This is a genomic window from Bradyrhizobium centrolobii (assembly GCF_001641635.1).
GTDB lineage: Bacteria > Pseudomonadota > Alphaproteobacteria > Rhizobiales > Xanthobacteraceae > Bradyrhizobium > Bradyrhizobium centrolobii.
In genome coordinates, this window is record NZ_LUUB01000122.1 from 1 (window position 1) to 12,845 (window position 12,845).

A 12,845-nucleotide genomic window follows, 5' to 3' on the forward strand; every position below is an offset into this window, starting at 1 on the left:
GTTGCGCGGCACATAGGGCTTCACCAATTGCGGCGCGATCAGCTTGGCCGTGTGCCCCAGCTTGCCAAGCTATCGCGCCAGGTGGTGGGCGGCCCCACAGGCCTCGATCGCCACCACCGTCGGCGGCAGCTTGGCAAAAAACGCCAGCATCGCCTTGCGGCTCAGCCGCTTGCGAAGCACGACCGATTCCGATGCATCAACCCCATGCAATTGAAAAATATACTTCGACGTATCCATCCCAATGCGGATAATCTGGCTCACGGACGGCTCCTGCGAATGAGTTTCTGACAACCTCATTCTGGCACACTGATGCCGTAGGGGGCCGTCCACACCATCAACCCCAGGATTGAGTTTGGCGAAGATTCGTGGTTGCCGGCTTCGCGCCACAACTTCTCCCCGGGGTTATGGGTCCCGGCCTTCGCCGGGACGACAGGGGAGTGTGTGGTGGGCAGCAGTGGCAGCCTAACCCTAAGCCTACTCCGGCCCCTTCAGGATCTTGAACACGCCGTTGGCCATCACGATGCAGCGGTTGTCGACAGTGACTTCGGTGCTCATGAAGATGAGGCTGCGCGTCGAGCGCACCACGCGGGGGCGGGAGATCAGGATGTCGCCGATCTTGCCGGCCTCGACGAAATGCGTGTCGAGCTGCACCGTCGCCATGAATTCCTTGCCCGAGACGTAACGGGCGGTCATGCCGCAGGTGCGGTCCGCAAACGTCATCATCACGCCGCCCTGGACCATGCCGCGCCGATTGTGGTGCTTGTCCTCGGTGGCAAGCGCGAATTCGTAGGAATCGCCCACCTTGCGTTCCCACAGCGGGCCGATCAGGTGCATGAAGCCCGTGGTCTCGAGGATGGTCCAGCCGTCTGACTTGAGCCTTGCGGCGGCCTTGTTGATCATGTCCCGAGCCCATCCTGCACAGATATTCCGAGCTCATTTCATCGGGGCCGGACGTGGTGTAGTCAAGCATCATGAGACCGTTCGACGATGCCACCAGGCGGAATATCGCGGCCGCCTGCACAGCTTTCACGCGCCTGCCGGAAAACAGCGAGGCCTCAGTGCTCAAGCGCGCTGCGGTGGTGATCGCGCTGACCGCAGCGGTCGAGGGCGACGCCACCGCTTTCCTGCTCACCCGGCGCGCATCGAGCCTGCGCGCCCATCGCGGTCAATGGGCGCTGCCGGGCGGACGCTGCGATGCCGGGGAGACGCCGGTCGAAGCGGCGCTGCGCGAGCTCGACGAGGAGCTGAACCTCAAGCTCACGGCGAGTGAGGTGCTCGGCCTGCTCGACGACTATCCGACACGCTCCGGCTATCTGGTGACGCCGGTCGTGGTCTGGGCCGCCGACAGCGCCGCGATCACGCCGAACCCGCAGGAGGTCGCCTCCGTCCACCACATCGCGCTCGCCACGATCGAGCGCGCGGACGCCTTCGACTTCGTCGCGATCCCAGAAAGTGCGCGCCGCGTGATCCGCTTCCACCATCATGAGAGCCTGATCCACGCGCCGACGGCGGCCTTGATCTACCAGTTCCGCGAGATGCTGGCGGGGCGCCAGACCCGCGTCACCGATCTGGAACAGCCGGTATTCGCCTGGAAGTGACGATGGTAAACGGCACGTTAACGTGACAGTTACCGGATGCTTGCTACAAGGCGCGCATGCATCACATCCCGATTCGACGTGCCCTGACGCTGGTTCCATTCACACTCGTCCTGCTCGTGCCTGCCGCGCTTGCGCGGGATTCCGCCGTGCTACCGCCATCCGTCAGCAACGCGATGGCGCAGGCCTCGCCGCAGGCGATTGCCGAATATCGTCGCAAGCTCGCAGAGTATCAGGAGGCGCGCGCCACCTTCGACGCCGAGGCCGGCGCCTACTGGGGCCAGATCTCCGAGAAGCGACGTATCCGAAATGCCAAGCGGCGCAGCGGACAACAGGTGACGCTTGATGACTACGTGCTGGTGCATCCGCCGCTCTATAACGGGCCGAAGCGGCCCGTTAACCCGGAGCCGGAGGAAACGCCGGAGCGCCCCGTCCGAAAGCCGATTCCCGTGGTCGCCGATTTCCTGCGCGCGGCGCAGGACCTCTACCAGTTCACGCCGCAGCGCCCGACCACCGAGGTCGAGTTCAAGCGCGCCTACGCGCGCTACGCGCTCGCCTCAGGGCTGACGCGCGAGCAGGCCGTGCGGGTCTATTCGTTCGAGACCGGCGGCACCGGCAATTACGACGTGCAATCGGGAATTGAGCATGGCGGCAAGCGCGCCATCTCGACCGCGGTCGGCTACAACCAGTTGCTGACGACCAACAGCGTCGAACTGCTCGCCGAGCAGGGCCATGAATTCATCCGCGCGCTGAGTGAAAAGGTGGCGCAGACCTCGGGGCCGGCGCGCAAGTCGCTGGAGTACAAGCTCAGCGTACTGAAGCGCATGGTGGCGCTTGCCAAGTCCGCACCCGACACCTGGTCGGAGCACGAGAAGATCGGCGACACCGCGCAGGGCTGGGCCATGCATGCGATGGTGCTCGACATCGATGTCGGGCCGATGCTGCAGACTCACAAGCTGCTGACGTCGGTGCTGTTCGCCCGCGCCAAGGGCTACATGCGTCCGCTCACTGCCGCCGAGCTCGAGATGATGAACCTCACCGGCGACGGCACCGGACTCGACATGGTGACCATGCCGCAGGCAATGCGCGAGCAGGTGCCGACCTCGAACTTCTTCCAGCGCGGCGGCTATGAGCGCAACCCGGTCGCGATCCGCCACAACACGGTCGCCAAGCTGCTCGCGGTGACGGATGCGCGGATGGATTCGAACAGCAGCAATGCCGGTGCGCGGGAGTTGGCGGGGGCGTTTTAGAAAACACGCCGTCGTCCCGGATCAGCGCTCACTTCGTTCGCTTGTCCGGGACGACATGGGAGTTTGGGTCTATTGATCCGGCCCGAACTTGAACCGGCCATCGCCTTCGAGATAGGGGCCGGTGCGCATGTAGAGCTGGCCGTTGTGGCCGATGAAGAACAGCGTGCCCTTTGGCACCTTCTTGGCGCCCTTGAGGAGCTCGCCGGCGTTGCTGGTGCCCATCTTGTAGGAAAAGGTCTTGCCGTCCTTGTCGTAGGCGTAGCCCATGTCGGGCTTGAGCTCCCACGGCGTCGCCGCGGTTTGTGCCGATGCCGGCGCGGCGAAGGCGCCGAGTGCGGCTGCGATTGCAAACGTCTTCGTTGAAAATGCCATCATCCATCCTCCCGACAATCGGGTCGCCGGCTTGAACAAATCACGAACGGCATTTCCGGGTCAATTCGCGAGCCGCACCGCGGTGCATCACGTCTTGCCCAGCAGTTTGTGATTTTCCCTTCGTCCCCGCGCGACTATGTTCCGCTTTCCGTCTAGAACGCAACTCGACAAAAAGATTGGTGGGGGTGATTCGGATGCGCCATGTCATTAAAATTTGTTCGGCTGCCGCGCTGTCGCTGGTGACGTCGGAGCCGGCTGCCTGGGCCGATGATTACCAGCTCAGCCACAACCAGAGGATTTCCTGCAGCCGTGGCCTTGCCCCCGGCAAGCTCAACACCGCGACCTGCAAGTCCTACACCTATCTCTTCAATACCAAGACCTCGGAATATTTCCGCTGCCAGGTCTCGCTGGCGCTGACCCGCGACAACAAGGAAGTGATCAACGTGCAGACCGACGGCGGCTGCACCAAGAAGCCGCGCATCTTCGAGACCGACGGGCATTATGATTTTGACGCGACCGAGACCGAGCCGCCGAACACCAACTCGTTCTTCGGCCCTGGCGGCTACTCGGTCTGGGCCGCCGACGTCACCACGCAAAAGGTCCGCGGCTGCATCATCATCTCCTCCGGCCTCGGCTCCGACATCTCCAAGTGCCTGGACATGACCTTCCAATGACGAAGGCGCGCGCTCGAACCTGATCCGTTCGGGCGCGCGACCAGGACGCGATTGATTGTTGCCACAAAGCAGGTGCGCTCCCTCTCCCGCTTGCGGGCTCGCTTGCGGGGGAGGGCTGGGGTGGGGGTGTCGCCGCAATCGACACTCCCGATGTGGAGAAAGCCCCCACCCGGCGCTTCGCCATAGCCGAGGCTTCGCCTCGGCGTCTCTTAGAGGACGGCCGCCGAAGGCGGCCTATGCCTCCCCCGCAAGCGGGAGAGGTCGAGCGAGCCCGCGGCCAATCGACTCAACCGAAGCCATTCAGCTTTAGCTGCCCGGCTGCGCTACGTCGCCGCACCCGCGGGGTTCCACCGAAGTCGTGCCAAATAGCCGCTTCCCGCAGGCCTGTTTTGCCTTTTGGATGGGTTGACCCGCTCCTCCCGTCCGGCCAATTTCCCGGCCGGTTTGGGGAGTCTAGAAATCATGAAATTGAAGTTTTTCGGCGTGGCCGCGGCTCTTGCTCTGGCGGCGTCGGCACCTTGCGCGCATGCGCAGTCGTTCATCAACGTGCTCACCGGCGGAACCTCCGGCGTCTACTATCCGCTCGGGGTCGCGATCGGGAAGATCTACGGTGACAAAATTCCGAACGTGAAGACGCAGGTGCAGGCCACCAAGGCGTCGGTCGAGAACCTGATCCTGCTGCAGCAGGGCCGCGGCGAGCTGGCATTCACGCTTGGTGACTCGCTGAAAGCGGCCTGGGAAGGCGATGAGGAAGCGGGCTTCAAGAACAAGCTCGACAAGCTGCGCACCATCGGTGCGATCTATCCGAACTACATCCAGATCGTCGCCACAGCCGAGTCCGGCATCAAGACGCTGGCGGATCTCAAGGGCAAGAGCCTGTCGGTCGGCGCGCCGAAGTCCGGCACCGAGCTCAATTCGCGCGCGATCCTGGCCGCCGCCGGCATGAGCTACAAGGATCTCGGCAAAGTCGAGTATCTGCCCTTCGCCGAATCCGTCGACCTCATGAAGAACCGCCAGCTCGGCGCGACGCTGCAATCGGCCGGTCTCGGCGTTGCCTCGCTGAAGGACCTCTCGACCTCGGCCTCCATCACGGTGGTCGCGGTGCCGAAGGAGACCGTCGACAAGATCGGCCCGCCCTTCATCTCGGCGATCATTCCCGCCAACACCTATACCGGCCAGGACAAGGACGTGCCGACCGCGGCCGTGGTCAATTATCTCGTGACCAGCTCCGCAGTGTCCGATGATCTCGCCTATCAGATGACCAAGCTGATCTACGAGTCGCTCCCCGAGCTCGCCAACGCACATGCCGCCGGCAAGGAGATCAAGCTCGAGACCGCCGCCAGCGGCAGCCCGGTTCCGCTGCACCCCGGCGCGATCCGCTATTACAAGGAAAAGGGGCTGATCAAGTAGCACACCCTCCGTTGTCATTCCGGGGCGGCTCGCCAGAGCCGAACCCGGAATCTCGAGATTCCGGGTTCGATGCTTCGCATCGCCCCGGAATGACGGAGTGAACGTGGATGCCCGGGACAAGCCCGGGCATGACGGTTCGGATGAACCGTGCCAATGCTATAAAGTGTGCAGGGTTGGGCTGGGGCTAATTGGATGCTGGAAAAGGCAGAGGGCGCGGAAGCGCCCATCAAAGTTGAATTCGACAATTTCGAGCACGGCTTTCCAGAAGGGTTCGGCCCGGGCTGGTGGGGCCATCTCGCCTACTGGATCGGCATCGCCTTTGCTTGCTTCCAGCTCTATGTCGCCGCCTTCAACTACCTGCCGAGCCAGGTGGTGCGCGGCGTTCATGTCGGCTTCCTCATTCTGCTCACCTTCGGCCTGATCGCCAATTTCACCGCGAAGAGTGATCTCGGCCGCGCGCTAGGCTGGCTGATCGGCGGCGCCGGCTTCCTCTGCGGACTCTATCAATGGATATTCTATGCCGACCTGATCGCGCGCGACGGCGATCCGACGCGGCTCGATCTCGCGGTCGGCACGCTGCTCGCGGTCTTGATCTTCGAGGGCACGCGGCGGCTGATGGGCGCGGCGCTGCCGCTGATGTGCGGCGCGTGTCTGGTCTACTGGTTCTTCGGCCAATACCTGCCGTCGCCGCTCAACCATCGCGGCTATGATTTCGACCAGATCGTCACCCACCTGTCCTTCGGCACCGAAGGCTTTTACGGCGTGCCGATCTACGTCTCGGCGACCTACATCTTCCTGTTCATCCTGTTCGGCTCGTTCCTGGAGCGCGCCGGCATGATCCAGCTCTTCACCGACGTCTCGCTCGGCCTGTTCGGCCGCACCCGCGGCGGTCCGGCGAAGGTCGCCGTGTTTGCCTCGGGCATGATGGGCACGATCTCGGGCTCCGGCGTCGCCAACGTCGTGACCGTCGGCCAGTTCACGATTCCGCTGATGATCAAGTTCGGCTACCGCCGCGCCTTCGCGGCCGGCGTCGAAGCCACGGCGTCGATGGGCGGACAGATCATGCCGCCGGTGATGGGCGCGGTCGCCTTCATCATGGCGGAGACGCTCGGCGTCGCATATTCGGAGATCGTCAAGGCGGCCGCGATCCCTGCGGTGCTCTATTTCGCCTCCGCCTTCTGGATGGTGCATCTGGAAGCCGGCAAGTATGGCCTTGTCGGCATGAAGCGCTCGGAGATCCCGAGCGCGTGGAAGGCGCTGGTGACGCGCTGGTATCTCGTCCTGCCGCTCGCCGCGCTCGTCTACATGCTGTTCGAGGGCTTTACGCCGCTCTATGCCGGCAGCATGGGCCTCGCGCTGACGGTGACGCTGATCCTCGGCGCCGCCATCACGGCGGGCGTTTCGGCCACGACCATCCGCTACATCTTCTGGATCGGGCTCGCGCTCGTCGTCGCCGCGCTGTCGCGTGACGGCCTGCAGATCGTGCCGGTCGCGAGTGTCGTCGTCGGGCTGATCGTGATCACGGCGTTCGTGCGTGGCGGCCTTGCGGCGCTGCGCGCATGCCGCGACTCGCTGGCCGAGAGCGCCAAATCCGCCATCACCGTCGGCATGGCCTGCGCCATCGTCGGCGTCATCATCGGCATGATGTCGCAGACCGGCGTCGGCACCATTTTTGGTAGCTGGGTGATCGGGCTTGGCGAGAAGAGCCTGTTCCTGGCGCTGATCATGACCATGCTGTTGTCGATCCTGCTCGGCACCGGCATCCCGACGATCCCGACCTACATCATCACCGCCGCGCTCGCCGCGCCCGCGCTGGCAAAGCTCGGGGTGCCCCTGATCGCGAGCCACATGTTCGCGTTCTACTACGGCATCATGGCCGATCTCTCGCCGCCGGTGGCGCTGGCTGCGCTCGCGGCAGCGCCGATCGCGAAGGAGAATCCGGACAAGATCGGCTGGGAGGCGATGCGCATCGCGCTCGCCGGCTATGTCATCCCCTTCATCTTCGTCTATTCGCCCGCCCTGATGCTGCAGGCCGGCGATCCCATGGTCGCGCAGCTCGGCTTCTACGGCGCGGTGGCGCTGGCGACCTTCAAGGCGCTGGTCGCGATCGGCCTGTTCGGGATGGTGGCGATCGGCTTCCTGTTCACGCGGCTGACGCTGGTCGAACGCGCGGTCGCGCTCGGCGCCGCGCTCTGCCTGCTCGGCGACTTCCAATTCAGCGACACCGCCGGCTTCGTGCTCTCTGCCGGGCTCGTGCTGTGGCAGTGGCGACAGCGCCCGCCGGCAACGGTCGAGGCGGTGTGAGCCTCTGCTTCGCCACAGCTGGAGGCGTGAAGGCGCTGGCGATGGCGGCCTTCACGCTGGTGTGGACGCATTCGATCGAGAAGATCGACTGGCAGGAGGACTGGCGGGTCACGCCGGCCGGTCTCCAGCTCGTGCAGGCGCGGGTGAAGGGCACGGGGGCCGGCATGGAGCCGCCGCCCGAGGCGCGGCTCGTCGACGGCTGGTTTCAATGGCAGCCGAAACGCGCACCGATGAAAGAGGTGGTGCTCGGCAATTCCGGTGCGGCCGGTGAATGGCGGTTGTGCCATGACGGCGCATGCCGGACATTGTCGGAGATCATCGGGCATCCGATCGGTGCTAACATCACAAAAATGACAATCTGCAACGATCCGTAGCCCGGATTGCGCTTCGCTCCATCCGGGCTACAGACAACAAGGAGAAACGCGATGGATCGGCTCAAGGGCAAGGTTGCGATGGTGGTGGGGGCCGGCTCGATCGGACCGGGCTGGGGCAACGGCAAGGCGACCGCCGTGACCTTTGCGCGCGAGGGCGCGCACGTGTTTTGTGTCGACCGCAACGGTGCCGCCGCCGAAGAGACCGCGAAGATCATCGCGGACGAGGGCGGCAGGGCCACCGCATTCACCGCCGACGTTTCGCGCGCGAGCGAGATCGAGGCGATGGTGGCGGCGTGCCTCAAGGCTTACGACCGTATCGACGTGCTCGACAACAATGTCGGTATCGCCGAGATGGGCAGCGTGGTCGAGGTGACCGAGGAGAGCTGGGACCGCGTCTTCAGCGTCAACCTCAAGAGCGCCTATTTCGCCATGAAGCACGTGATCCCCGTGATGGTGAAGCAGGGCGGCGGGTCGATCATCAACATCTCCTCGATCGCCTCTATCCGTCACATGGGCATCTCCTACGTCACCTACGGCACCTCGAAGGCGGCGATGAACCAGATGACGCGAACCACTGCGATCGAGTTCGCGCGCCACCACGTGCGCGTCAATGCGATCCTGCCCGGCCTGATGAAGACGCCGATGGTCGCGCATTCCGCCGGCCTTGCCGCCACCTACGCCAAGGGCGACGTCGAGGCGATGTGGCGTGCGCGCGATGCCCAGGTGCCGATGGGCCACATGGGCGACGCCTGGGACGTCGCCAACGCCGCGCTGTTTTTGGCGTCGGATGAATCGAAATATGTGACGGGGATCGAGCTGGTGGTGGACGGCGGGATCACGTGCAAGGCGGGGGCGTAGGCGGCGCCAAATTCTCCGCTGTCGTCCCGGGGCGCGCGTAGCGCGAACCCGGGACCCAACCACAGGAAGTGGTTGGCGCGAGACTGATAACCACGAGTCTTCGCCAAACTCGATCCTGTGGTTATCGCGACGAGCGCAAGCGCTCGCGCGGGGGTCCCGGATCGGCGCTCCGCTACGGGACAGCGCTACGCGCTGCCCGGCGCTGCGCTTGTCCGGGACGACATTGTCGCTTACTGCGCCAGCGCCAGAATCCCGCCGGCGAAGGCGTGCCACGCTGCGGTCTCGCTGATCGGCCAGTTCAAGACCTTCACCGCCAGCATCGCGAGTGTGCCGTAGATATAGACCGGATGCACGCGGCCCTCGGTGCGCCGGTCGCGCACCATGGCGACGACGAGCAGGAGCGCGGCGACGACAGCCGGTGCGATGGTGACCGGCACCGGCGGCGGGCCGGGCGGTCCGGGTGGCGCGAGGAAGGTGAGAAACCAGCGCGCGATCGCGGCATCGAGGATCGAGACCGCGGCGAGCAGCATCAGCCGTTTGTGGATCTCCGGTTTGCGCGTGTTCATGATCGCAAGGATAAACACCACGGCAAAGAACGCGATCCCGCTCATCGGCACGATCGAGAAGGCGATGCCGGCGTCGGTCTGCCCGAGCGCGGCCGGGTGCTTCATCACATGCACGGAGGCGAGGAAGCCGAAAATCGTCATCGCGGTCGCGAGCGACACGCCGGCGATGCCGAGCGAGCGGTGATTGACGACGCGGCCAGAGGCCGCGAGCCAGGTCTGGAGCACGAAATAGAGCGTCCAGGTGAAGAATAAGATTCCGTGGAAATGGATCACCGGGCTTGCGGAAAAAGTCCGGTGAGCGAGCGGCACCCAATAGGTCGGTGCGAAGCCGAGGAAGGCGGTGGCCGCGCAGGCCAGGGCCATGTGGAAATAAAAGTATCGCGCAGGCGACGCAGCACGCGTGCGCACGCGACGATCATCAATCAAGGTTGTCATCAGGAGTGAGTCTGGGGAAAGCGCGTTTGGTTCAATGGTAATATATTGGAGCTGTGGTGCTCACCCGTCGCCTCACTCTCCGATGTCGTCCCGGACAAGCGAAGCGCAGATCCGAGACCCCAGGATTGAGTTTGACGAAGACAGGGCGACCCAAATCTCGCGCCACAACTGCGTGCTGTGGTTGGGTCCCGGCCTTCGCCGGGACGACGTGGAGTTTGTGGAGGCGTCGAGAACCTCATCCCCCCGCGCTCAACTCCGCGCGATCGAGCTCCTCCTCGAGCCGGTGGAACGCATCGTCGCCGATCACCTCGGTGGCGCGGAGGTCGAAGATCGATTTTCGCGCCGCCTCGATGGCGCGCAGCCGCAGTGGATCGGCGGGCAATCGGCCGTCGGCGATGCCGCCGTCGGGGTCGTTCTCCGCCTGCATCAGGATCGCGCGATATTCCAGCCTCAGGATCTCCGCTTCCTCCGAGGGATCGTCCTCGATCGCATCGAGCGCGGCGCGATAGGCGACCGCGCGTGCACGCGCGACCTCCACGCTGACGGGATCGTCGTCCTTGAGGCCGAACGCCAGGATCAGCGGCCGCAGCGTCAGGCCCTGGATGATCAGCGAGCCAAGCACGACGGCAAAGGCGATGAAGACGATGAAATCGCGATAGGGAAAACTCTCCGGCAGCGCGAAGGCGGTGGCTAGCGTGACGAGGCCGCGCATGCCGCACCAGGAGATGATGAGACCGCCCTTGGGCGAGGCGACGGCCTTCGGATCCTTCGGATGATAGAGCCCGTGTATGATCAGCACGCGCAGCGTCGTGCGGTAGAACGTGATCCAGGCAAGCCGCACCAGGATCACCGTGAGCAGGATCCAGGCTGCCGCCACGCAATATTCCCAGCGCACGTCCTGATCGAGCCGCGACCAGATCGGGCGCATCTGCATGCCGATCAGCATGAAGGCGAGCACGTTGAGCACGAACACGATCGTCTCCCACACCGCATAGGACGGCACGCGCAGCCGTGCCGGCATTCGTGCCCCCGCCGTGCGCGCGATCGTGATGGCGTAGACGACGATGGTGAGGATGCCGGAGAGGCCGAGATGCTCGGCGGCGATCCAGATCATGAAGGTGGTGGCGAACTGCATGATGATCGCGCTCGGCGCTTCGGTCACGCGTTCCAGGAAGAGCGGAATGATGCGGGCTGCCAGAAGTCCGGCAAGGACGCTGCCGACGAGCGCCAGCGCAATCGTCGGCGCGACCTCGCTCCATTTCAGATGCTCCATGACGACCGCGCCGACCGCGATGCGATAGATCAAGAGCGCGCTCGCGTCGTTGAGCAGGCTTTCGCCTTCCAGGACCTTCACCATGCGATAGGGCAACTTGACTTGGCTCAGGATCGCGACCGCGGCGGCGGCATCCGGCGGCGCCACGATCGCGCCGAGTGCAACGGCAGCGGCCCAGGGCATGTCCGGCACCAGCCGGTGCGCAACGTATGCCACGCCGGCCGTGGTCAGGCCGACTGCGGCCACGACCAGGGTCGAGACCGGAACCCAGTTGTTGCGGAGATCGCGCAGCGAGGTGTCGAAGGCGGCGTCGAGCAGCACCGGTGCGACAAAAAGCGCCAAAGCCAAATCGGGCTCAAGCGTCCAGGACGGACTCGACGGCACGAAGGCGACCAGCGCGCCGCCGATGGCGAGAAAGGCCGGGTAGGGGACCTTGATCCGCCGCGCCAGCGCCGATAATGCAACGGCGCCGAGCAGCAGCGCGATGATCCATTCGAAAGTCGACACGACGAAGCCCCGAGGCGGTTTGAGCGATGCTACAGGCTAGCATCAATCCGGCCGTATAATGGACAATATGGCGACAAGGCGAGACATTCCGACTACGACGACGATGCGCGCTTCTGCTCTGATTCAATGGCTCAGTGCGGCCGCGTTGCTCTGCGCATTGTCGCTCGGGGTAGCCCGTGCCGCGACCGGAGGCGAGCCGGTCGCCGTTACGCCGGTCGATATCGCGCCGTGTTTGGCCGCGACAGCCGCCGATGACATGGACAAGGCGGCCTCGGCCTGCGCTGAGGTGATCGACAATGAGAAGACGGCCAAGCCGGACCTCGTTAAGGCGCTGATCGCGCGGGCTGCGCTCTATGCGCGCCACGACCAGATCGACCGCGCGATCGCCGACGACAGCCGCGCCTTGCAGCTCGATCCCACGCTCGCCGACATCTTCAATGCGCGCGGCGAGCTGTGGCTGAAAAAGGGCGACCGGCCCAAGGCGGTACAGGACTTTGGCGCGGCATTGAGGATCGATCCGAACCACGAGAAGGCCAGGGCCAATCATAAGGCGATCGCACGTGAGCTCGAGCGGATCGGGGCGCAGATGGCGGTCGCGGGCAAGCCCAGCTTCAATTGCGCCCGCGCCCGCCGCGCCGTGGAAAAGGCGATCTGCGCCAATCGCGAGCTCGCCGATCTCGATCGCGAGATCTATGCCTCGAATGCGCGCGCCATCCGCGAAGCGCGCAATCCGGCCGAAGCCAAGGCGCTGCAGCGTGAGCAGGACGAGTTCGTCGCGCGGCGCAACGCCGAGTTCGGCCGGCCGGATTATGATCTGAAGAAGGCGATGCAGGACCGGCTGCAACGGTTGAACGGGGTGGAGGGGTATTGAGGGTGGTCTGCGCCTCTCCCCGCGCGCGAGGAGAGGCCGGATTGCATCGTCAGATGCAATCCGGGTGAGGGGGAGCCTTCGCGATTCCAGCTTTCACCACCCCCGCGGAGACTCCCCCTCACCCCACCCTCTCCCCGCAAGCGGGGCGAGGGAGGGCTGGCCGCGGTCCGCCCCTGATGACGGCAGGCCCGATTTGAACCCAATCCTGACCCGCCGCGACAACGGTGAAAGCCCGATGTCACGGAGCCCTATGCCATGTGCGGCACGCATCCCTCCGCGCAAATGCCTTCCCTTGCCAAATTTACGCTGCGCGCCTGCTTCCTCGGTGCCGCCGTGAGCCTTCTCCTCGCGGCGGG

At 64.8% G+C, this 12,845-nt stretch carries 12 protein-coding genes and 1 pseudogene; 8 read left to right on the plus strand and 5 right to left on the minus strand.

The features are described 5' to 3' along the window. Both AYJ54_RS48570 and AYJ54_RS43405 read right to left on the minus strand, forming a co-directional pair. Nucleotides 1-261, minus strand: a pseudogene (locus AYJ54_RS48570) (IS110 family transposase); the annotation flags it as partial. 213 nt (nt 262-474) lie between these two features. Continuing rightward, complete coding sequence (locus tag AYJ54_RS43405) at nt 475-900, minus strand: PaaI family thioesterase (protein WP_063708616.1); 426 nt, start codon at nt 898-900, stop codon at nt 475-477. Between the two features lie 71 nt (nt 901-971). Between AYJ54_RS43405 and AYJ54_RS43410 the strand changes: the two genes are divergently transcribed. After that, on the plus strand, nt 972-1,598 hold the full coding sequence (locus AYJ54_RS43410) for an NUDIX hydrolase (RefSeq protein WP_063708617.1): 627 nt from the start codon (nt 972-974) through the stop codon (nt 1,596-1,598). A gap of 56 nt (nt 1,599-1,654) precedes the next feature. Continuing rightward, nucleotides 1,655-2,845 carry a hypothetical protein gene (locus AYJ54_RS43415; RefSeq protein ID WP_063708618.1) on the plus strand — a complete coding sequence of 397 codons (1,191 nt, stop codon included), beginning with the start codon at nt 1,655-1,657 and terminating at the stop codon, nt 2,843-2,845. 69 nt (nt 2,846-2,914) lie between these two features. Here the strand turns inward: AYJ54_RS43415 and AYJ54_RS43420 are convergent, their stop codons facing one another. Continuing rightward, nucleotides 2,915-3,217 carry a hypothetical protein gene (locus AYJ54_RS43420; RefSeq protein WP_063708646.1) on the minus strand — a complete coding sequence of 101 codons (303 nt, stop codon included), beginning with the start codon at nt 3,215-3,217 and terminating at the stop codon, nt 2,915-2,917. A 194-nt stretch (nt 3,218-3,411) separates the two neighbouring features. Here AYJ54_RS43420 and AYJ54_RS43425 point away from each other — a divergent pair, with 194 nt between their 5' ends. The 5 genes from AYJ54_RS43425 to AYJ54_RS43445 all read left to right on the plus strand — a co-directional run bounded on the left by AYJ54_RS43425 (nt 3,412) and on the right by AYJ54_RS43445 (nt 8,837). After that, nucleotides 3,412-3,891, plus strand: a complete 480-nt coding sequence (locus AYJ54_RS43425) for a hypothetical protein (protein WP_063708619.1) — start codon at nt 3,412-3,414, stop codon at nt 3,889-3,891. Between the two features lie 462 nt (nt 3,892-4,353). Then, nucleotides 4,354-5,301: a TAXI family TRAP transporter solute-binding subunit gene (locus AYJ54_RS43430; RefSeq protein ID WP_063708620.1), complete on the plus strand. Its 948-nt coding sequence runs from the start codon at nt 4,354-4,356 to the stop codon at nt 5,299-5,301. Nucleotides 5,302-5,493: 192 nt separating this feature from the next. After that, a complete protein-coding gene (locus tag AYJ54_RS43435; protein WP_063708621.1) occupies nt 5,494-7,605 on the plus strand; it encodes a TRAP transporter permease in 2,112 nt (703 codons plus the stop codon). Continuing rightward, nucleotides 7,602-7,979 carry a DUF1850 domain-containing protein gene (locus tag AYJ54_RS43440; protein ID WP_063708622.1) on the plus strand — a complete coding sequence of 126 codons (378 nt, stop codon included), beginning with the start codon at nt 7,602-7,604 and terminating at the stop codon, nt 7,977-7,979. The genes AYJ54_RS43435 and AYJ54_RS43440 overlap by 4 nt, the downstream gene beginning before the upstream one ends. A gap of 51 nt (nt 7,980-8,030) precedes the next feature. Then, nucleotides 8,031-8,837: an SDR family NAD(P)-dependent oxidoreductase gene (locus AYJ54_RS43445; RefSeq protein WP_063708623.1), complete on the plus strand. Its 807-nt coding sequence runs from the start codon at nt 8,031-8,033 to the stop codon at nt 8,835-8,837. A gap of 230 nt (nt 8,838-9,067) precedes the next feature. On the opposite strand, the gene AYJ54_RS43450 is transcribed toward AYJ54_RS43445, so the two are convergent. Both AYJ54_RS43450 and AYJ54_RS43455 read right to left on the minus strand, forming a co-directional pair. After that, complete coding sequence (locus tag AYJ54_RS43450) at nt 9,068-9,838, minus strand: hypothetical protein (RefSeq protein WP_063708624.1); 771 nt, start codon at nt 9,836-9,838, stop codon at nt 9,068-9,070. Between the two features lie 235 nt (nt 9,839-10,073). Further along, the gene (locus tag AYJ54_RS43455) at nt 10,074-11,618 is read right to left on the minus strand and encodes a cation:proton antiporter (RefSeq protein ID WP_063708625.1); all 1,545 of its coding nucleotides are present in this window, start codon (nt 11,616-11,618) and stop codon (nt 10,074-10,076) included. Nucleotides 11,619-11,721: 103 nt separating this feature from the next. On the opposite strand from AYJ54_RS43455, the gene AYJ54_RS43460 reads away from it, so the two are divergent. Beyond that, complete coding sequence (locus AYJ54_RS43460) at nt 11,722-12,489, plus strand: tetratricopeptide repeat protein (RefSeq protein WP_063708626.1); 768 nt, start codon at nt 11,722-11,724, stop codon at nt 12,487-12,489. Nucleotides 12,490-12,845: the final 356 nt, after the last annotated feature.

Excerpts from the sequence above, each read along its gene's own strand:
- AYJ54_RS43405 (WP_063708616.1), bottom strand. The coding sequence starts at position 900 with ATGATCAACAAGGCCGCCGCAAGGCTCAAGTCAGACGGCTGGACCATC.
- AYJ54_RS43410 (WP_063708617.1), top strand. The coding sequence starts at position 972 with ATGAGACCGTTCGACGATGCCACCAGGCGGAATATCGCGGCCGCCTGC.
- AYJ54_RS43430 (WP_063708620.1), top strand. The coding sequence starts at position 4,354 with ATGAAATTGAAGTTTTTCGGCGTGGCCGCGGCTCTTGCTCTGGCGGCG.
- AYJ54_RS43425 (WP_063708619.1), top strand. The coding sequence starts at position 3,412 with ATGCGCCATGTCATTAAAATTTGTTCGGCTGCCGCGCTGTCGCTGGTG.
- AYJ54_RS43445 (WP_063708623.1), top strand. The coding sequence starts at position 8,031 with ATGGATCGGCTCAAGGGCAAGGTTGCGATGGTGGTGGGGGCCGGCTCG.
- AYJ54_RS43460 (WP_063708626.1), top strand. The coding sequence starts at position 11,722 with ATGCGCGCTTCTGCTCTGATTCAATGGCTCAGTGCGGCCGCGTTGCTC.
- AYJ54_RS43415 (WP_063708618.1), top strand. The coding sequence starts at position 1,655 with ATGCATCACATCCCGATTCGACGTGCCCTGACGCTGGTTCCATTCACA.
- AYJ54_RS43450 (WP_063708624.1), bottom strand. The coding sequence starts at position 9,838 with ATGACAACCTTGATTGATGATCGTCGCGTGCGCACGCGTGCTGCGTCG.
- AYJ54_RS43420 (WP_063708646.1), bottom strand. The coding sequence starts at position 3,217 with ATGGCATTTTCAACGAAGACGTTTGCAATCGCAGCCGCACTCGGCGCC.
- AYJ54_RS43435 (WP_063708621.1), top strand. The coding sequence starts at position 5,494 with ATGCTGGAAAAGGCAGAGGGCGCGGAAGCGCCCATCAAAGTTGAATTC.